The sequence below is a fragment of the Bifidobacterium sp. ESL0704 genome, assembly GCF_029392075.1.
Classification (GTDB): domain Bacteria; phylum Actinomycetota; class Actinomycetes; order Actinomycetales; family Bifidobacteriaceae; genus Bifidobacterium.
This window is the reverse complement of sequence record NZ_CP113929.1, coordinates 1,132,438-1,152,316: the sequence shown is the minus strand read 5'-3', so window position 1 is coordinate 1,152,316 and position 19,879 is coordinate 1,132,438. Positions and strand designations below refer to the sequence as shown.

At 59.0% G+C, this 19,879-nt stretch carries 14 protein-coding genes; 1 reads left to right on the top strand and 13 read right to left on the bottom strand.

Annotation, left to right across the window (positions count from 1 at the left end):
• Window positions 1–24 precede the first annotated feature (24 nt).
• The 8 genes from arc to rpoZ form a co-directional block, all read right to left on the bottom strand.
• Complete coding sequence (gene arc / locus OZX64_RS03960) at window positions 25–1,680, bottom strand: proteasome ATPase (protein ID WP_277174886.1); 1,656 nt, start codon at window positions 1,678–1,680, stop codon at window positions 25–27.
• A 34-nt stretch (window positions 1,681–1,714) separates the two neighbouring features.
• On the bottom strand, window positions 1,715–2,569 hold the full coding sequence (locus OZX64_RS03955) for an aldo/keto reductase (RefSeq protein WP_277174885.1): 855 nt from the start codon (window positions 2,567–2,569) through the stop codon (window positions 1,715–1,717).
• A 226-nt stretch (window positions 2,570–2,795) separates the two neighbouring features.
• A complete protein-coding gene (gene fmt, locus OZX64_RS03950; protein ID WP_277174884.1) occupies window positions 2,796–3,830 on the bottom strand; it encodes a methionyl-tRNA formyltransferase in 1,035 nt (344 codons plus the stop codon).
• A 140-nt stretch (window positions 3,831–3,970) separates the two neighbouring features.
• Window positions 3,971–4,678 carry an HAD family phosphatase gene (locus OZX64_RS03945; protein ID WP_277174968.1) on the bottom strand — a complete coding sequence of 236 codons (708 nt, stop codon included), beginning with the start codon at window positions 4,676–4,678 and terminating at the stop codon, window positions 3,971–3,973.
• An 87-nt stretch (window positions 4,679–4,765) separates the two neighbouring features.
• Window positions 4,766–7,558, bottom strand: a complete 2,793-nt coding sequence (locus tag OZX64_RS03940; RefSeq protein ID WP_277174883.1) for a hypothetical protein — start codon at window positions 7,556–7,558, stop codon at window positions 4,766–4,768.
• Between the two features lie 220 nt (window positions 7,559–7,778).
• Complete coding sequence (locus OZX64_RS03935; protein WP_277174882.1) at window positions 7,779–9,095, bottom strand: class I SAM-dependent methyltransferase; 1,317 nt, start codon at window positions 9,093–9,095, stop codon at window positions 7,779–7,781.
• 198 nt (window positions 9,096–9,293) lie between these two features.
• Window positions 9,294–10,517 (bottom strand): methionine adenosyltransferase, encoded by a 1,224-nt coding sequence (gene metK, locus OZX64_RS03930; RefSeq protein WP_277174967.1) that lies wholly within the window; start codon window positions 10,515–10,517, stop codon window positions 9,294–9,296.
• A 450-nt stretch (window positions 10,518–10,967) separates the two neighbouring features.
• A complete protein-coding gene (rpoZ, locus tag OZX64_RS03925) occupies window positions 10,968–11,261 on the bottom strand; it encodes a DNA-directed RNA polymerase subunit omega (RefSeq protein WP_277155988.1) in 294 nt (97 codons plus the stop codon).
• A 167-nt stretch (window positions 11,262–11,428) separates the two neighbouring features.
• Here rpoZ and ilvD point away from each other — a divergent pair, with 167 nt between their 5' ends.
• Window positions 11,429–13,288, top strand: coding sequence for a dihydroxy-acid dehydratase (gene ilvD, locus OZX64_RS03920; protein ID WP_277155989.1), 1,860 nt, complete (start codon window positions 11,429–11,431; stop codon window positions 13,286–13,288).
• A 96-nt stretch (window positions 13,289–13,384) separates the two neighbouring features.
• Here ilvD and OZX64_RS03915 read toward each other — a convergent pair whose 3' ends face one another.
• The 5 genes from OZX64_RS03915 to carA all read right to left on the bottom strand — a co-directional run bounded on the left by OZX64_RS03915 (window position 13,385) and on the right by carA (window position 19,789).
• Complete coding sequence (locus tag OZX64_RS03915) at window positions 13,385–13,822, bottom strand: hypothetical protein (protein ID WP_277174881.1); 438 nt, start codon at window positions 13,820–13,822, stop codon at window positions 13,385–13,387.
• 61 nt (window positions 13,823–13,883) lie between these two features.
• Window positions 13,884–14,111: a hypothetical protein gene (locus OZX64_RS03910; protein ID WP_277174880.1), complete on the bottom strand. Its 228-nt coding sequence runs from the start codon at window positions 14,109–14,111 to the stop codon at window positions 13,884–13,886.
• Between the two features lie 206 nt (window positions 14,112–14,317).
• The gene (gene gmk, locus OZX64_RS03905; protein WP_277174879.1) at window positions 14,318–14,938 is read right to left on the bottom strand and encodes a guanylate kinase; all 621 of its coding nucleotides are present in this window, start codon (window positions 14,936–14,938) and stop codon (window positions 14,318–14,320) included.
• A 169-nt stretch (window positions 14,939–15,107) separates the two neighbouring features.
• Window positions 15,108–18,479 carry a carbamoyl-phosphate synthase large subunit gene (gene carB, locus OZX64_RS03900; RefSeq protein WP_277174878.1) on the bottom strand — a complete coding sequence of 1,124 codons (3,372 nt, stop codon included), beginning with the start codon at window positions 18,477–18,479 and terminating at the stop codon, window positions 15,108–15,110.
• On the bottom strand, window positions 18,479–19,789 hold the full coding sequence (gene carA / locus OZX64_RS03895) for a glutamine-hydrolyzing carbamoyl-phosphate synthase small subunit (protein WP_277174877.1): 1,311 nt from the start codon (window positions 19,787–19,789) through the stop codon (window positions 18,479–18,481). The genes carB and carA overlap by 1 nt, the downstream gene beginning before the upstream one ends.
• Window positions 19,790–19,879 lie beyond the last annotated feature (90 nt).

Here is a 19,879-nt window from a genome sequence, read left to right as displayed (position 1 = left end):
TTTGTCATCCCCTGGTTTCAAGAATCACTGCGCAGGCCGAATACGCACCGCATGGCCACCGGCGATGCCGTTGATCTTGGACCATTGCACCGGATCAGAGTCCATCACCGAATCACCGGTCTCATCGAATTCGTCATCGACCGCACGAAGCACTGCATCAGCGCCGATTTCCATCGGACGGCCCAGCGTGATCGAATCCTTGACAGCATGTGTCTTGACGCGGTCGACGATGTTTTTGAGGCTCGCCCCGCTCATCACATCGGCCAAAGTCACCCGTGTCCAGCGTCCCTGATCGTCGCACACGTCGCAGATATGGCGTCGCGGACCGTCATCATAGGCACTGTCCACCAAGACCTTGTTCAATGTTTCCGCACTCTGACCGGCCTCGTATGGCAGGTTATCGGTAAGATAATGCGATACGATCTGTGTCGCCGCCGACTTGTCCGGGCGCTCGATGCGAATCTTGACGTCAAGACGCCCGGGCCGCAGCACGGCGGGATCGATCATATCGACGCGGTTCGAGGCGCCGATGACCATGACGTTGTCGAGGCTTTCCACACCGTCAAGCTCTGCCAGGAACTGCGGGACGATGGTGGTCTCCACATCGCTGGAAACACCCGAGCCACGAGTGCGCAGCAGCGAATCCATCTCATCGATGAAGACGATGACCGGTTTGCCTTCGGCCGCACGCGTGCGCGCCCTCTTGAAGATCAGACGAATGAGGCGCTCCGACTCCCCCACGTACTTGTTCAGCAGTTCCGGCCCCTTGACTGAAAGGAACACGCCACGGCTGGCGTCTCCACCGGACAGGGCATTGGCCACGGCCTTGGCAATCAACGTCTTGCCATTGCCGGGAGGGCCGTAAAGCAGCACGCCCTTGGGCGCCCGCAGATCATAGCGTTCAAAAAGCTTGCGGTGCAGGAACGGCAGTTCGACGGCATCTTTGATACGCTCGATCTGCGAATCAAGCCCGCCGATGTCGTCGAAGGTAGCGTCGGGGATCGCTTCGAGCACCAGATCGTTGGTGTTCTGTGCGGGCAGGACCTCCAGCGCCATCCGCGCCATGCCATCGACCAGCAGACGGGTCGATGGTTCGATGGACACATCCGCGAGCGCACTCGCCCGCTCGATCAGCGTTGCATTGCCTGATTCGTCGGTGACCATCAGCCGTCCGTCATCCAACACCTGACGAACCGTGCGCACAGACCCGGAAATCTCAAGTCCACGCTGTTCGACTAGGACCATGTTTTCGTTCAAGAGCACGGTTCGGCCGCCCACCAATCGCGAGGCGGACACGTTGGAGGCCACCGGCACGATAAGCCTGCGGTTGCCCGATAATACTTCGGCCTTGGCGTGTTGAACGCCTTGCTCGTCGGTGCTGCACGAATCCACCCGCACCATCGTGGCGAAGTTCAGTGGAGGCATGGCCATCATCCCGATCTGGGATTTCGCCTTCTGCAGCTCCTTGCCGGCTCTGGTCAGAGCAACAGCGAGTGCGTGGTTCTTGGCCCTCAGATTGTCGTTTTCGTGGGCGAGGTCGTCGAAGGTTTCGCCGTGACCGGTATGCGAATCGGAACGTTCTCTCACTTCTGCACTAGCCGTGTTACTTGCATTTGAGGAATCTTCTGCTCCGTTTTTACCGGACACTTGTGCGCTGTCGCCTTGTTCGCCGTCACTCATCACAAATCCACTTTTCTTTGGTACCCGTTCCGGCTCAATCCACATCAAGCGGGATACGATGGGTCGGCGCCGGATAACGCTCGTCAAGCTCCGCCAGGTCCTCTTGGGTCAGCTCAATGTCGGCTGCGGCGATATTGGCCCGCATATGCTCAGGGTTCGAGGTCTGCGGAATGGCCAGAGTATTGCCGTCACGGACGGTCCATGCAATCAGCAGTTCGTATGTAGAGACACCATGCCTTGCGGCCACCTTACAAACCGCGGGATCGGTGAGCATGCTGGTATGCAGGTTGTTGGAAAGACCTCCGACTGGGCTGTAGGCGATCAACGGGATATGACGTTCACGTTGCCACGGCAGCAGGTCGTATTCGATTCCGCGTGATTCGATATTGTACAGGTCCTCGTTGGCCGCGACGTTGCCGCCGGCCGGCAGCGCCATCAGTTCCTGCATATCCGGGATGTCGAAATTCGAGACGCCCCAGGCGCGAATCTTGCCGGTCTCACGTAGCCGATCAAGTTCGGCAACCGTCTCTCTGAGCGGAATCGAGCCGCCACGCCAATGATAGAGATACAGGTCCAAATGGTCGGTGCGCAGGCGTTTCAGGCTGGCGTCAAGATGTTGTTCCATCGCCGCCTTGGAGGCATTGTCCGGCTTCACTTTCGAGATAAGGAAAATATCGTCGCGATTGAACGGCTGCAACGCCTCACCCACCAGCGTTTCGGATTTACCGGTTCCGTACACTTCTGCGGTGTCGACTGCCCTTGCTCCAGCCTCGATACCTGCACGTATGGCGGCGATCTCCTCGTCATGGCGTTCCGGCTCGTTGCCCATATGCCATGTACCGATGCCGACCGCCGGCACCGATTGCCCTGCGATATTGATTTGCCTCATCCTTTTGCCTTCCTTGTGCGTACCTGTTGAAAAGGTTTTTTCTGTTACGTTCCTGTGTTTCCAGTGTACCGACACTTATTTACATGAACCTTCTCTCGCACCATACAATCACGATGCATGGAACCGTCAAATAGCGACAAGGGAAAACAAGTGAAAGGCACGAATTCAGGTTCGCTCGCAAGTCATGTCTCGTCGGCAAACCACGAACGCGTCAAGCGGTTTTGGCTCAATCCACACAGGCGCCGGCAGACAAGCGCGCACCTCGGGCCCAATCGGCCGCACGCATGGCTTTCTTGCCCTGCGCCTTGACTTCCTCGAGCTCGAGAGGGGCGCTGGCTGTGCCTATCCAAACATGCTTTTTGGAGCTTGCCAGCATACCCGGTTTCAGATCGGTCGGAATTTGGGGATCATTGGTGTCGGCCGGATGGGCCTTCAGGACATGGAACGGCTCGGCATCGCCCATGTCACGTTCAGCATTCGAAGAGGCCTCAGCTGCGTCAGCTCGCACAGAGCGTTGCAAACCATCACCCGCACCGTGCGGATGCAGCATGCACCATGCCCCCGGCTCGGGAGTGCAGGCACGGATCTGCCGGTCGACGGCAAACACCGGCACATCGAAGCGGATACGTGCATCCTCATGCGTGATTTTCTTTGCGACCTCATAAGCACCCTGAGGCTGCTCCTGAAGGACGATACGCCCTTCGGCCATGGCGGTCAATGCCGAGGCGAGCAGGTAAGAACCGTCTTCGGCCAGGCGGGAAAGGACATCTCCGGAAGTGTCGTGCGCGCCGATCTCGCACGTCGACTGCGCCAGAATCGGGCCGGTGTCCATGCCGCGGGTGAGTTTGAAAACGGTGGCTCCGGTGATGGTGTCGCCGCTCCATACCGATCGCTGCACCGGCGCGGCTCCACGCCACTGCGGCAACAATGAGAAATGCAGGTTGTACCAACCCATCGGCAGTGCGCCCAGCACGTCTTCCTTGAGGATTTTGCCGTAAGCGACCACCGCCCCGGCTTCGGCACCGGTGGCTTTGAGCTCGGCGACGAAGGTCGGCTCCTTCGGGTCACATTCCAAAACGGGGATATCGAAATCCAGCGCCGCTTCCTTGACCGGGCTCGGTGTGAGCTTCCGCCCACGGCCTTGAGGCGCATCCGGCCTGGTGAGCACGGCGACCACCTCGAAATGCTCGTGGTCTCCCGCCAATCGACGCAACGCGGGAACCGCGACTTCCGGCGTTCCGGCAAACAATACTTTCAACATGGAGGTTCCTTTCGTTCCATAGGCCGATTCATCCAGACACTCTAGCAAAAACCGAATGACCATAGCCCGAACGCAGGAGAACACAGATATCGATGCAAGATGTCGACCATGGTTTCGAATGGGCTGATCAGCGTACCGGTTCAGTCCTGAATTCCGGGGATGGCGAGACCCTGCTCTCTGAGCAATTGCCTCAATGCACCGGAATCGTTGAATCGTATGCCTCGAATCCCGGCAGCGTTGGCGCCTACGATGTTCATAGCCTTGTCGTCGATGAACACAGCGCTATCGGCGCAAATGCCGAAGCGTTCCAGCGCGAATTCGAAGATATCACGGTGTGGCTTGCGCAGCTTGACATAGCCGGATACCACGGCATCGTCCAGGTCGCTTAGGATCGGATAGATCTTTTCGGCCGGCGGGAACAGCTCGGTCGCCCAATTCGACAGACCCCACACGCCGATGCCGGCAGCCTTCAAGTCATTGACCAGAACCCGCATGCCCTCGACCGGACCGACCAGCGAGTCCTCGAAGTTCTTGAAATAATAATCAAGCATCCCCGCCCAAGGCTCGCCGTATTGCTTACGTACCGAAGCCACGGCCTCCACAGCGGTTCCCCCGACATCCATGGCGTCGCTGGCATCGTAGAAGCCGGAAACGTCGTTGTCGAGGAATTTGTCGGTCAGCTCTTGCGAATACCGGGGCAGCATGACGGCCTGCGGATCCCATTCGACGAGCACGTTGCCGAAATCGAAGATCACGTTCTCGATCGGCTTGCCGGCGGCACCTTGCGCCGCATCCTCCGACTTGATCACGTTGTAGTCCATTTCCGGTTCACCCGGCCAGCCTTTCATGGCTCCTCCTTGAAAATGCCCGATATCTTCAACTGCTCCCATGTTTCCATGCAACGGCGACGAACATATGACGCAACTTGCTGCAGGCTAAATGAGATCCTTGGGATCAAGCTGGAATCGCAACTCCCCCGGCGTGCGTGTGGCAACATGACGCGCGACCTCGGCGTGCAGGCGTTTGGCCAGTTGTGCACGCTGACACTGCGGGACACGGACCACGGCTTTGACACGGTCCCGGGTCGCCTCCAACTCCCGGGCATCCACCGTTCTGGGCTGGGCGATAGGCACGGGTCCGAGGACCGCCGAAAGAGCTCCGACCTCGGTAGTGACCTGGCTGATATCACCGGTCAATGCTCCTATATTGTTCAACGTCCTTGTCACCGCATCCCTACGTCCCCATACGCAGGCCACGGCGAAGATCGGCGAAAGCCCGGTTTCGGCACGTTCGTCGAGCTCTCTGGCGGCGAGAATACGGGAATCCCACTGCGTCAGCGAATAAGCGATCACCGGATCGGTCTCACCGATCAGCAGGACCTGCCCTCCCTTTTTGCCGCAGGCGCACATCGAAGCGGCCCGCATCCAAGCGGTCAGCGCATCGATTCTGGCATCTACTCCCGGAGCATAGAGGCTTGTCCACGCGTCGAGAATGGCCACCGCCTGGTAATGACCGATACCGCCGTCCTCGGTCTTTACTCTCGGCTCCGCTCCCGGAGTCGCGATGACGATCAGCGGTCGCTCCGGCACCCAGCCGACAATCCCGTTGGGCTGGCTCGGACTGGAAAGAACCATCGGAATATCGCGGAACAGGTGCTGCAACTGCTCGGCGGTGCCGGCGGCACCGACACGCACGACGCTCATGCGCGAGCCATGGCAATGCGGACATGTCCAATCACCGGCGGGAGCCCCGCACCAGCGGCACCGCGGCGCCGCACCGCGAACCCTCTGCAAGGGACCGGTGCAACGTGGGCATCGTGCCTGGCGATGGCAACGTGCGCAGCTGAGCACCTCGGCGATGCCGTCATGCGGAATGGAAAAGAGAACGGGCCCGTTTTCCAAGGCCTGCGAAAGAACCCGGACTGCGGTATGCGGCACGCGGGCTCCGATGGACGGGTCGGCCAGCCGTGCGAGTTCGTCACGGTTGAGCCAATGAATCCACGGCGACGCGTCCTCAGCAACAGCCGGCAACGGGTGCACCGCCGTGCTGAAGCCGCTGACCGGGGTCTCGCAGACTTCGACGCGGGCGGTCGGTTCCGTAGAGAATATCCGATCGTTCGTTTCCGCCTGTTTCCGGATATCGGCGTTTCCACGTCGTTGCGGCTTGTGGTCCTGATCCAACGAATAGGTCTCGCCGGTTTCCAGTATCGGTTCGCTTTCGCCAACCTTCATGCCTGACCGTGAAGGCGATGCAGCGGACGCTTGTTGCGCAGCCTCAATCTCGTCTCGGCTGACGTCGTGCACGGCATCGATTCCGGTCGCAGATCCAGTGTTGTCCCCCGCCGTTTCGAACGTATCGGCAATCGCTGTTCTTGCTGCGTGCGCTACGGAAGATGCTGCATTCACATCAGAGGTAGCCGCAGTCGCTCTTTCGCCTTTTGCGGCATGATCGGCATCCGCGAATGTGTGTTGCTCTGTCGAAGACACAGCGGCCACCTCTGCTGCAAACGATTGAGTAGCGTTATCGATGATTCCGTCAACTGCATGGATGCCGTCGGAAGCCGATGACGTCGAATAGTTGATCTTACTTTTCGCATGTGAATCCGATACCGAATTGCCGCTGTAGCACTCGGCCATGCTGCCCGAATTCCCGCTCACTTCCCACTCACTGACGGCGCTGCGCGCATTGGCCATCGCCACGAACACGCCGCCATGAAGTTTCGCGCGTAGGCGCAACACCCCGCGGGCCGCCGCATAGGGCATCATGCCGTCAGCATATTGGTACGCGCAGTCTTCGAAGACGGCGAACAAGCCCGGGCCCTCGACCGGCGCATACATCGCCGCCCTGGTGCCGATGACGCAACGTACCTGCCCGCTCGCTGCCGCAAGATACGAACGGTAACGTTCGGACGGAGCCATCGCAGCCGCCAACAATGCGAAATCACCGTCGGAACCGCCATTGGCCGCGTTGGTCTGCCTGAACGGTTTGAGTCCGAATCGGTGCAACGCCGCCGCGACATCATCGACTTCACGCATGGTCGGCAACACCAATACAGCCGTTCGTCCGGACTCGAGCGAATGACACGCCGCATAGGCCATGTCTTCGGCCCACCGACCGGGCCCCGGCAGGGCATCAAACACGAAGGAGCGAAATCCGCCGCCGACGAGCGCCTTTTGCAAGTCGACCGCCTTGTCGTAGCTTGCACGCAGACGTTGCGAACCCTGCTCAAGCCGGCCTTCGTCAAGTCGCACGCGACCTCGGCTTCCGGCCCACGTCCCCGACACCGCCAGATGCTGTTCCTTGTCGACTTTGGCCACACGGGGAGGCACAGCCAGACGCAGGATATTGGCAGGCGTACCGCCGTATGCCTCGGCGATGACGGTGATGTCGCGGCGCATCGAAGCCGAGACCAGGATTTCCGGTGTCACAACCCGTTCGATGTAGCGCAGCGCGGAAGCCGTCGTATGGCTTTCCCCAACGCGATTCCAGATGATGCCGTTGACGCGCCTGCCGCCGAAGCGCACCCGAATCATCATGCCCGGCTGTGCCGATTGAGAGAACTTCTCGTCTATCAGATAGTCGAAGGTCTGCCCCAAATGAGTCGCCTGCACGTCCAAGACGACCTGCGCAATCGGATTGTCCTTGGCCGGGGTATGGGTGACCGTCTTACGACGCTTGCGCGGGGCCAGCCCTGCGAGCGCCGGTTGCTGTGCCTGCGGTTCACTCATACTTCCATGATAACGTGGACTCACACTTTTTTGGCTCTCGAAAATTGTGTGAGCCAAATGTGCATCAGCTCTCAGCTGAACCGCTGGATAGCAACGATAAATGGGCTTGCGCTTGGCAGAATGTTCGTTTGTGGCTCACATTTTTAGCTGGTCCTGAAAAATGTGAGCCACATCCAAAATAAAAAACGCCACGGGGCAAACCATGGCGTTTTCATCTGTCTCAGGCCTTGGAAGGTGTCGGCAGAACATCTGAATTCTCGACCCACCACGGACGCAGCGGGTAGGTATCGGTCATCGTCTTATCGTCCGGACGCACGCAAAGGAACTGATGGATCTGGATGTTGTTGAGTTCGAAGTTCAGCACGCAGCCAGCCATGTACAGGCCCCACAGGCGTGCCTTGGGCTCGCCCATCAGTTCGACGGCGCGGTCCCAACCGGCCACCAGGTTCTGGTTCCAATGGCGCAGGGTCAGCGCATAGTGCTGACGCAGGTTCTCCTGGTTGACAACCTCAAAGCCGGTGTCCTGGATGACAGTCTCGATCTCGCCGGGAGAAGCCAGCTGACCGTCGGGGAAGATATACCGGTCGATGAACTCGCCGGCCGACTTGCCGGTCATGGAGTTGACGCGGGTGATCTGGTGGTTCAACAGGCGGCCGTTGGGCTTGAGCTTGTCGAAAATCTCCTTGAAATAGGAGGGATAGTGCTTGAAACCGACGTGTTCCATCATGCCGATCGAGCAGATGCCGTCGAAATCGCCTTCGGGCACGTCGCGGTAATCCATCTGACGCACCTCGGCGAGGTCTTCAAGACCTTCGCGCTTGATCCATTCCTGCGCCCACTTGACCTGTTCTCCGGCCAAAGTGACGCCCAGAACCTTGATGCCGCGTTGTGCGGCGCGGACTTCCAAGGACCCCCAACCACAGCCGATGTCGAGCAGACGATCGCCTGGCTTGAGGTTGAGCTTGTCGAGCACGAGATCGAGCTTGCGCCATTCGGCGTCCTCAAGCGAATCCTCCGGGGTGTTGAACACGCCGCAGGTGTAGGTCATCGATGAGCCGAGGAAGAGACGGTAGAACTCGTTGGACTGGTCGTAGTGATAGCTCACGGTTGCGGAATCGCCGGCCTTGGAGTGCGGCAGCAGGCCTTCGGTGCGGCGCTTCCAGCGGCTTGGCCCTTCTATCGACGGGGCTTCGGGATGACGGATGCCATGCGAGTATACGGCGGCGACGATACGAGCCAGGTCGGCGGGGCTCGGCTTCTTCATGTCCGATTTCAGCGCCATAAGCTCCTTGAACACTTCGTAAGGATTGCCCGGAATGAGTTCCGGAGACGAGATGTCGCCCTGCAGATAGGCACGTGCAAGGCCGAGATCGTTGGGATGGTCGACGATATAATACACAGCGCGCGAATTGTTCACCGTGATATGCAACGGTGCATCCTGCGGTCCGAATGATGAACCGTCAAATGCGGTGATGTTAATTTTCCCATTGTCCTCAAGGAACATTGAGACCATTTCGGCTACGGTCATAGCGGCCATGCGCAACCTCCAAAATATGTGCATTTCAATGCATTTTCAACATATAAAACCAAATTTACCCTATTGCTCAGTTACGACACCGTCGTAATTTTGCTAATTGTGAAATTCTTAACGATTTGCCGCTGTGCCGCCAAATGCAAAAAGCCGTATCCCCGGAACGTTCTTCGGATACGGCTTCTTGCGACATCGGTTCGATACTCAGCCCTCGGCAATGGCCGCCTTGAGTTCATCGACCTTGTCAGTGGCTTCCCAGGTGAAGTCGGGATCGGTGCGGCCGAAGTGGCCGTAAGCCGCCGTCTTCAGATAAATCGGGCGGAGCAGATTGAGCTCATCGATGATCGCGGCAGGACGCAAGTCGAAGACCTTGCGCACCGCGGCCTGAATCTGTTCGCGGGTCACGCCGCCGATTTCGGTGCCGAAGGTGTTGACGTTGACGCTCACCGGATCGGCCACGCCGATGGCGTAGGCCACCTGCACCTCGACCTTGTGCGCGAGTCCCGCGGCGACGATGTTCTTGGCCACCCAACGCGTGGCGTAGGCCGCAGAACGGTCGACCTTGCTCGGATCCTTGCCCGAGAACGCGCCGCCACCGTGGTGGGCCGCGCCGCCGTAGGTGTCGACGATGATCTTGCGGCCGGTAAGTCCAGCATCGGCCGCCGGTCCGCCGAGAACGAAGGAACCGGTTGGGTTGACGAGAATGCGATAGTCGTCATGCTTGATCTTGTCGCCGCATACCTCGGCAAGCACCGGTTCGATGACATGTTCGCGCAATTGCGGCAGCAGCCAATCGTGGTCCACTTCCGGATCGTGCTGCGTGGAAACGAGCACGGTATCAACGCGGACAGGACGGTCGTTATCGTCGTACTCGATGGTGACCTGGGTCTTGCCATCGGGGCGAAGATGAGGGACGATGCCTTCCTTGCGGACCTGGGCCAGACGATAGGCAAGACGATGGGAAAGGTAAATCGGCAACGGCATGAGCACGTCGGTTTCATCGGTTGCGTAGCCGAACATGATGCCCTGGTCGCCGGCGCCTTGCGCTTCATAGCGCTCTTCGCGCGAAACCTCGGTCTCCTGCTCGGGGTTGAGGCGAGCAACACCTTGGTTGATTTCGGCGCTCTGCTCGGTCAGCGAAACCAGTACGCCGCACGAATCGGCGTCAAGACCGACCTCGGAGGAGGTGTAGCCGATATTCTTGACAACCTTGCGCACGATGCGCTGGATGTCGGAATAGCCGGAGCTGGTCACCTCGCCGAAGATAAGGAACTGCCCGATGGCGGCCGAAGTTTCGACGGCCACGTGGGAATGGGGGTCCTGACGGAGCATATCGTCGAGGATCGCGTCCGAAATCTGATCGCAGACCTTATCGGGATGCCCTTCGGTAACCGATTCCGCTGAAATCAGGCGACGCTCTTTTGCCACTTCTGTAGACACAGTGAACTTCTTTCTTCCATGCCAGAGCCGCAAAACGGCTGACGTGTATACATACGAAAAATCACTGTACGCGCATGTCTCTATTTCCAAGCCAAAAGCCGACACAACGCCGCGTGGTAGCCCGCTTGCGAAAACTTGATGTCATGATTCCGCGACTATTCGCAAAACATGTCCACCTAGCCACCCTTAACGTCACATTCCCACGACTATTCGCAAAACAAGTCTATTTGGGGATTCCTGGCGTCACATTCCTAAGACTATTCGCAAAACAAGTCCGTTTGGGGATTCCTGGCGTCACATTCCCACGACTATTCGCAAAACAAGTCCGTTAGGAACGGCGCATGAACTTCATCCTGCAATGAATCCAAAATGCGCTCACACATGCAAAAAGCCCGACTCCATATACGGAATCGGGCTCCAGACAGCGAAAGAACGAAACTAGTCGATGCTGCCTTCGCTCAGGTCATCCTCACCGAGGGTCTCTTCCAGCAGGCCTTCGTTGATTTCACGGAAGGCGATGGAAAGCGGCTTCTCGTTATTCTGGTACTCCACCAGCGGACCGACGTTCTGCAGAAGGCCCTCGTTGAGCTGGGTGAAGTAGGAGTTGATCTGACGGGCGCGCTTCGCCGCGAAAATCGATAGCGAATACTTGTTGTGTTCGCTCTTCTCCATCAACTGGTCGATCGTCGGATCGGCAAGACCGCTCGGTGTAGGCTCGGTGCCAAATGCCATATTATTTGCTCCCTAAAGAAGAATAAAGCTACTCAAATAATATAGTATACGCCAACACGGCGATTTCGCCGGCTGCTCATTTCATATAACGCGCACTTTTCTCAAAAACGTTCATTATGCGACCAAAACACGACAAACAGAACAACAGCCCACGTATAAATAAGACCATGCAAATGCGCTCACATAATATCATGACCGGCCGCATGTTCGCCGGTGCCCGAGCACTCTATCGCGCCGCAGGTGTGGCCGGAGACGACTTGGGCAAGAAACCCATCGTCGCCATCGCCAACTCGTTCTCCGAGTTCGTTCCCGGCCACGTCCATCTCAACAAGGTCGGACGCCTCGTCTCCAAGGCCGTACGCGAAGCCGGCGGCATCCCCCGCGAGTTCAACACCATCGCCGTCGACGACGGCATCGCCATGGGCCACACCGGCATGCTCTACTCGTTGCCGAGCCGCGATATCATCGCCGACGCCATCGAGTATTCCGTCAACGCGCACTGCGCCGACGCCCTGATCTGCATCTCCAACTGCGACAAGATCACCCCCGGCATGCTTATGGCCGCGCTGAGGCTCAACATCCCTACCATCTTCGTTTCTGGCGGTCCGATGGAAGCCGGCGAAACCACACTGTCCAACGGCAAGAGCGAGACCACCGATCTGATCGACGTGATGTACGCCTCCGCCGACGACAACGTTTCCGACGAAGACCTGTTGGCCTACGAGAAGACCGTCTGCCCCACCTGCGGATCCTGCGCCGGCATGTTCACCGCCAATTCGATGAACTGCCTGACCGAGGCGCTTGGCCTGGCCCTGCCCGGCAACGGCACCACGCTCGCCTCGCACGGCTACCGCAAGCAACTCTTCGAGCGCGCGGGCAAGATGATCGTCGAGCTGGCGAACCGCTACTACAACGAGGACGATGAAAGCGTGCTGCCACGTGCCATCGCCACCAAGCACGCTTTTGAGAACGCCATGACCATGGACGTGGCCATGGGCGGTTCGACCAACACCGTGCTGCACATCCTCGCCGCCGCGCAGAGCGCCGACGTCGATTTCACGCTCGACGACATCGAACGCATCAGCCACACCGTGCCCTGCATCTGCAAGGCCAGCCCCTCCGGCGACTGGGAGATCTCCGACGTGCATCGTGCCGGCGGCATCTGCGGCATCCTCGGCGAGCTCGACCGTGCTGGCAAGCTCAACCAGGACGTGCATTCGGTCGATTATCCGACGCTTCAGGCCAAGCTCAACGATTGGGACATCATGCGCGACACGTGCACGGATGAGGCCAAAGAGCTCTACCGCGCAGCCCCGGGCCACATCAAGTCCCCTGAACCGTTCACCCACGAGACGCTCTCCGACTCCTTGGATACCGACCGCGTCAACGGCGCCATCCACGACATCAATCATCCGGCCGTGAAGGAAGGCGGCCTCGCCATTCTGCGCGGCAACCTCGCCCCTGACGGCTGCGTGGTCAAAACCGCAGGCGTGCCGGAGAACATCTGGAAGTTCCGCGGACCAGCCCACATCGTCGAATCGCAGGAGCAGGCCGTCGAGGTCATCCTGGGCGACAAGCTCAAAAAGGGAGAGGCACTGGTCATCCGCTACGAAGGCCCCAAGGGAGGCCCGGGCATGCAGGAAATGCTCTACCCCACCTCGTTCGTCAAGGGCAAGGGCATCGGCAAGGACGTCGCACTGATCACCGACGGCCGCTATTCCGGCGGTTCGTCAGGTCTGGCGATCGGCCACGTCGCCCCCGAGGCGGCCAACAAGGGCCCGATCGCCCTGATCAAGGATGGCGACATGATCGACATCGACATCCCCAACCGCACCATCAACGTGGAACTCACCGACGAGCAGTTCGATGAACGTCGCAAGGAGCTCGAGGCTTCAGACGGCTACGTCGCCCACCGTGACCGCAAGGTTTCGCTGGCGCTCAAGGCCTACGCCGCCTTCGCACGCTCCGCCGACAAGGGCGCGACGAGAGACCCCGAACTTATCAACAAACTCAGCGGCCTCAAGTAGCCTTCACGGCCTAACAGCCGCTACCTCGCTTATGGGGAGTCCTCCACGGGACTCCCCTTTTGCATTCGAATTTACAACGAGAAGGTCAGCACTTCCTTATGATTCGGGATACGCTTGTCCATTACGATTGGCCAGCACGGTGGTGGTGAGCCGAGAGAGTTTGTCGGAACATTCGAGCACTTCACTGCCCGGCTGATTGGCCGGATCGGTGAACATCTGTCTGAACGAATCGATACTCAGCCCAAGCCACGCGGCGATTTGCGAGTCGGTGAACCCGCTCTGATGCAGCACATTCGTATGATCCTGGATGCTCTCCTCAATCGAGACATCTCTCACGAAAGCATTCAGCGATCCTGCCAAGAAAGACACCCGCTCCGCATCTTCATGCGAAAGCGCACTCTGCTCGCCGGAAAAGAACCGCTCAACACATTGCTCATTCAGCTGCAACGTCTGCGAACATATACGCGCCGTTATCAATCCCGAGTCATAGAGCATCTGGGTCACCGAGTCCAGAAAAGAATTGTTCGGCTTCATCTTGCGCATTGTCTCCCCACGAATTCCAGTTCTTCTATCGACCAACCTTTTCGTTTAAACTTTACTTAATATCGGCTTGTTTCGCCGCGATCTGGGCTTTGAGCTCGGCGGCCCGTTCCGTACTGGCCCTGTTTGACTTACGAATCTCACGGATGTCGGAAAACAGATGGATCAACGTCATGATGACGTTCAGCGAGATGACGTAGCTCCACATCCGCCAATCGGTCAGCCCCGCACGGAAATTGCCGTGGTCGTACCAGAAAAGGCCCAACACAGAAAAGACCACCATCTGTATAACAAATATAATCACATAGTATTTCCAGTCAATCTTGCGCATCGTTGCCCTCCGAACATCCTCGTTTCCGGTCTAGCACTCTTTGATTGCAAGGATATCAGAAACCTGATGACAATGCCACGCCTCGCTACACCAGACGAGACCAATGACACGGACAACGAGCAAACAACAAGAAACGACAGGTTTAATAGGCCTTTTGTTTAGTTCTTGATCCCGTATTCATTGGCGATGACGTCCCAGAGCTCGTCGGCGGCGCGCTCGACGGTGTCGTTGACGATCTTGACGTCGAATTCCGGCTCGGCGGCCAGCTCGACCTTCGCGGTCTCCAGACGCTTTTTACGTTGTTCCTCGTTTTCGGTACCGCGTCCGATCAGACGCTTTACCAGCTCGTCGTAACTCGGCGGGGCAATGAATACCGAGACGATCTCAAGATTGAGTTCGGCGGCACGCTGCTTGACGCGGCGGGCACCTTGCAGGTCGATCTCAAGAATCGTAGGAATATTTTTGGCCAAGTGATCGAGCACCGGCTGCAGAGGTGTGCCGTAATGAGCCATGCCGTGCACAACCGCGGTTTCGAGGAACCAGTTCTGTTTTTCCTTGTCCACGAATTCTGCCTCATCCATGAACCAGTAGTTCTTCCCGTTGACCTCCCCCGGCCTCGGATCGCGTGTGGTGGCGGAGACGGAAACCCAAACTTCAGGATGTTTGCTGAGTAGATTCGCCTCGACGGTTCCCTTGCCCACGGCCGTAGGCCCGGTCAGTACGATAAGCCGGCCTTTATGCGACTGTTCAATCTTTTCATTGCCATCATACTCACTCAAAATAGTGCTCCTCTCGATGGATTCCAGTCTACCCAAGCCTAGGGAATGAGCTATTGAACACGAGACCTTATAGCCAATACGAAACGTTCCGTAAAAGTCTTTAAAACTCTCACGGAACGTTATCAGCGTAGTGTTCGTGCCACAGAAACTACATCAGTTCAACAGGCCGCTACTCCGTCTCGGAGGCGAAGAGCTGCTTCGCGTGCTCCTGGATACTCATCACCTGATAGTCGTCGGCCTTGACCGCCTCGATGGCGAGCAGAACCGCGGAGAATTCGGTGATGGTGGTGAACTGCGGGATATCGGCGATCACGGCGGCGGCGCGAATGGCATAGCCGTCGGAACGGGAGCTGCGGGTGCTCGGGGTGTTCAGAACCATGTTGATCTCCCGGGACTCGATCATCTCGACAGGATTCTTGTCGATGTAATCGTCGCCGTATTCAGCTTTCAGCTCCTGCCTACGTTCAGAGGTCTCGGAAATCTTGCCGACAACCTTGCACTCGATGCCGTAGCGACGCAGCACGGAAGCGGTGCCTTCGGTGGCGCAGACGGTGAAGCCGAGCTCCTGAAGTCGCGTGGCGATTAGCGGCAGCTGGCGCTTGTCGGTGTCGGAAACCGAGAGGAACACATTGCCTTGTGTCGGAAGTCCGCCGGCATAGGCGGCGAGCTGGGACTTGGCGAAGGCGTGAGGGAAGTCGCGGTCGAAGCCCATGACCTCGCCGGTCGAGTGCATCTCGGGGCCGAGCAGGGTATCGACGGATTTGCCGGCGACCGTGCGGAAACGCTTGAACGGCAAGACGGATTCCTTGACGGCGACCTGCTGACCGGGGCGGATGGTGCCGCCGTCGCCCTTAGGCAAAAGCAGCCCTCGCTTGCGTTGATCGGCCACGCTCTCCCCCACCATGATGCGGGCGGCGGCCTTGGCCAGCGCCACACCGGTGGCCTTGGAAGCGAACGGGATGGTGCGGGAGGCACGCGGGTTGGCCTCGATGACGTAGAGCGTGTTGGCCATGTAGGCGAACTGGACGTTCATCACGCCTCGTACGCCACAGCCTTCGGCAATGGCCAATGTCGCCTTGCGCAAACGCTGAATCTGATCGTCGGACAGCGTTGAAGGCGGCAGGGTGCAGGCCGCATCGCCGGAATGGACGCCGGCCTCCTCGACGTGCTCCATGATGCCGCCGATGTAGAGCTCCTTGCCGTCATAAAGCGCATCGACATCGATTTCGATGGCGTCCTGAAGGAACTTGTCGATCAGCAGCGGGGAGGGCAGACGTCCGGAAACCACGGTATCGGCCTTGGCTTCATCGAGCGCCCGGTTGACGTACTTCTCCAGCTGCTCGTCGTCGTAGACGATTTCCATGCCACGTCCACCGAGCACGTAGCTGGGGCGCACCAGCACCGGATAGCCGATGGAATGCGCGGCCTCGCGGGCCTCGTCCATGTTGAGCGCTGTGCCGTAACGCGGAGCGTTCAGGTGTTCACGACGCAGCACCTCGCCGAAGAGCTCACGGTTTTCGGCCAAGTCGATGGATTCCGGCGACGTTCCGAGAATGGGGACACCAGCGGCTTTGAGACGTGCGGCCAGCGAAAGCGGGGTCTGGCCGCCGAGCTGGACGATGACGCCCTTGATCGGGCCAAGCTTCTTCTCGGCGTCGTAGATCTCCATGACGTCTTCGAAGGTGAGCGGCTCGAAGTAGAGCCGGTCGGACATGTCGTAGTCGGTGGAGACGGTTTCGGGGTTGCAATTGACCATGATGGTGTCATAGTCGCGGCCGAGTTCCTGCACCGCATGCACGCAGGTGTAGTCGAACTCGATGCCTTGGCCGATGCGGTTGGGGCCGGATCCCAAGATGATGACGGCCTCGCGGTCGCGCGGTTTGAGTTCGGATTCGTCCGCGTAGCAGGAATAGTAATACGGAGTTACCGCGTCGAATTCGGCGGCGCAGGTGTCGACGGTCTTGTAGACCGGGCGCAGGCCGTAGCTATGGCGCAGCTCGCGAATGGTGTTCTCGCCCTCGTCGCCCAAGTGGCGCAGATGCGCGATCTGCAGGTCGGAAAGCCCGGCCAGCTTGGCCTTCTTCAGGAGCCTGGCCGACAGGATTTCAGTGAATCGCACTTCCATCGCGGTCTGATTGATCAGCTCGAATTGACGCAGGAACCACGGGTCGATCTTGGTGGCGTCGTAGAGCTGTTCAAGCGTGGCCCCGCCCCAGAGCGCGCGTTGCACCTGCAGGTAGCGGTTCTCGGTAGGCGTACGCATATCCTGCAACAGCTGGTCGACCTCGGCCTGATCCGGCTTGGTTCCGTCCCAGCTGAAGCCCATGTGGCGCTTGTCGATGGAACGCATGGCCTTGCCCAGCGACTCCTGGAAGTTGCCGCCCAAGGCCATGGCCTCGCCCACCGATTTCATCGAGGTGGTGAGCGTCGGGTCGGCACCCGGGAACTTCTCGAAGGTGAAACGCGGCACCTTGGTGACCACGTAGTCGATGGTCGGCTCGAAGCAGGCCGGTGTGGATTGCGTGATGTCGTTTTGGATCTCGTCAAGCGTATAGCCCAGCGCAAGTTTTGTGGCGATCTTGGCGATTGGGAAGCCGGTGGCTTTCGAAGCCAGCGCCGAGGAACGGGAGACGCGCGGATTCATTTCGATGATGATGATGCGGCCGTTCTTGGGATTGACCGCGAACTGGATGTTGCAGCCGCCGGTGTCGACACCGACGCCTCGGATGATGGCGATGCCGAGGTCGCGCATACGCTGGTATTCGCGGTCGGTGAGCGTGAAGGTCGGGGCGACGGTGATGGAATCGCCGGTGTGCACGCCGACAGGATCCACGTTCTCGATCGGGCAGACGACCACCACATTGTCGTTGCGGTCGCGCATCAGCTCGAGCTCGTATTCCTTCCAGCCTTCGATGCCCTCTTCGACCAGAACCTCGTTGGTCGGCGAGTCGTGGAGCCCTGCGCCGGCGATACGGTGCAGTTCCTCCTCGTTGTGGGCGATGCCGGAACCCAGGCCACCCATGGTGAAACTTGGGCGCACGACCACCGGGAAACCGAGCTTGGCCACGATGGCGTCGACTTCATCGAGCGTATGGGCGACATCGCTTTTCGCGGACTCTCCTCCGACGGAATCGACGACCTTCTTGAACTGCTCTCGATCCTCGCCGCGGTCGATGGCCTCGAGCGAGGCACCGATGAGTTCGACGTGGTATTTGTCGAGCACACCAGCCTTGCCCAGCGCCTCGGCGGCGTTCAGCGCGGTCTGCCCACCAAGCGTCGGCAGAAGGGCGTCGGGGTGTTCACGCGCGATGATGCGCTCGAGAATCGGCACGTCGATCGGCTCGATGTACGTGGCATCGGCCATTTCCGGGTCGGTCATGATGGTGGCCGGGTTGGAGTTAACGAGGATGACGCGAATACCTTCTTCGCGCAGCACTCGGCACGCCTGGGTGCCCGAATAGTCGAATTCCGCGGCCTGACCGATGACGATGGGGCCGGATCCGATGACCATGACGGATTTGATGTCCTGACGTTTCGGCATTACTTGTTCTCCTTGTCAGCGCTGTCGGCGGATTGGCCATTGACGGTTGTGCTCGATGATGATGATGAAAAGGTCGGTGTCGTAAGCACGGACGAAACCGGCTCCCCCGCCTTGTGGGCACGCATCAGCGAGACGAATCGGTCGAAAAGATAGGCGGCGTCGTGCGGACCTGCGGCGGCCTCGGGATGGTATTGCACCGAGAAGGCCGGGATATCGACGCATTGCAGGCCTTCGACCACATCGTCGTTCAAGTCGATATGGGAGACGAACACATGGCCGTATTTGCCGTTTTCATACGGCGATTCAACGATTCTGCCGATTGGCGCGTCGACCGCGAACCCGTGGTTGTGGGCGGTGATTTCGACCTTGCCGGTGGTCATGTCCTTGACGGGCTGGTTGACGCCGTGGTGACCGAACTTGAGCTTGTAGGTATCGAAACCGAGCGCGCGTCCGAAGAGCTGGTTGCCGAAGCAGATACCGAAGAAGGGGTATCCGGCATCGAGCACCTCGCGTAGCAGATCGACTTCTGGAGCGGCCTCCTCCGGATCGCCCGGGCCGTTGGAGAAGAAGACGCCATCGGGATTCAAGGCCTTGATTTCATCAAATGTGACCGTGGAGGGCACGACGTGCACCCTGCAACCGCGTTCGGACAAGCGATGAGGCGTCATGCCTTTGATGCCCAGATCGACGGCGGCGACAGTGAACAGCGGTGCCTTGCCTTCGAACTCGCCGCTGGGCTCGACAGTGTAGGTCTCATCTGTGCTTACGCGATCGTAAAGCCTGGCACCTTGCATCTTTGGCGACGCCAAGACGTCCTGCAACAAGGCATCCACGGAACGCAACGACCCCGTTGACTTGTCCGTCAAAGCATCTCCCGAGAAGATACCGGCTCGCATCACACCGCCCTCGCGCAGATGACGTACCAGTTTGCGGGTATCGATGTTGCTGATGCCGACGATGGAATCACCTTCGAGCTCGTCGTCAAGGCTGTCGTTGGCACGCCAGTTGCTAACATTCGGACTGGGTTGACGCACGACGTAGCCGGCCACCCAGACCCGCTTGGATTCCGGATCCTCATCATTGACACCGGTATCGCCGATATGTGGGAAGGTCTGCACGACTATTTGCTGGTCGTAGCTCGGGTCGGTGATCGTCTCCTGATAGCCGGTCATGGCCGTGGCGAACACGATTTCGCCGAATGTCGATCCTGATGCTCCGTAAGGCTCACCAACGTAAAGCTGGCCGTCTTCCAACAACAGCACAGCATCGTCTTTCGAATACTGTGCTGTTGTCGCTGTTTGCTGACTCACCACGAGTCCCCCTTTGCCGGGCCCGTGCGCGGACTCGGAAATAACTGGACCGGAAAACACATTCGCGGCCCGGCCACCGTACCGCGGTCA

What these genes read in the sequence shown, in the direction of transcription:
- arc (WP_277174886.1), bottom strand. Translation starts at nt 1,680, where the DNA reads ATGAGTGACGGCGAACAAGGCGACAGCGCACAAGTGTCCGGTAAAAAC.
- OZX64_RS03955 (WP_277174885.1), bottom strand. Translation starts at nt 2,569, where the DNA reads ATGAGGCAAATCAATATCGCAGGGCAATCGGTGCCGGCGGTCGGCATC.
- fmt (WP_277174884.1), bottom strand. Translation starts at nt 3,830, where the DNA reads ATGTTGAAAGTATTGTTTGCCGGAACGCCGGAAGTCGCGGTTCCCGCG.
- OZX64_RS03945 (WP_277174968.1), bottom strand. Translation starts at nt 4,678, where the DNA reads ATGAAAGGCTGGCCGGGTGAACCGGAAATGGACTACAACGTGATCAAG.
- OZX64_RS03940 (WP_277174883.1), bottom strand. Translation starts at nt 7,558, where the DNA reads ATGAGTGAACCGCAGGCACAGCAACCGGCGCTCGCAGGGCTGGCCCCG.
- OZX64_RS03935 (WP_277174882.1), bottom strand. Translation starts at nt 9,095, where the DNA reads ATGGCCGCTATGACCGTAGCCGAAATGGTCTCAATGTTCCTTGAGGAC.
- rpoZ (WP_277155988.1), bottom strand. Translation starts at nt 11,261, where the DNA reads ATGGCATTTGGCACCGAGCCTACACCGAGCGGTCTTGCCGATCCGACG.
- ilvD (WP_277155989.1), top strand. Translation starts at nt 11,429, where the DNA reads ATGCAAATGCGCTCACATAATATCATGACCGGCCGCATGTTCGCCGGT.
- OZX64_RS03915 (WP_277174881.1), bottom strand. Translation starts at nt 13,822, where the DNA reads ATGAAGCCGAACAATTCTTTTCTGGACTCGGTGACCCAGATGCTCTAT.
- OZX64_RS03910 (WP_277174880.1), bottom strand. Translation starts at nt 14,111, where the DNA reads ATGGTGGTCTTTTCTGTGTTGGGCCTTTTCTGGTACGACCACGGCAAT.
- carB (WP_277174878.1), bottom strand. Translation starts at nt 18,479, where the DNA reads ATGCCGAAACGTCAGGACATCAAATCCGTCATGGTCATCGGATCCGGC.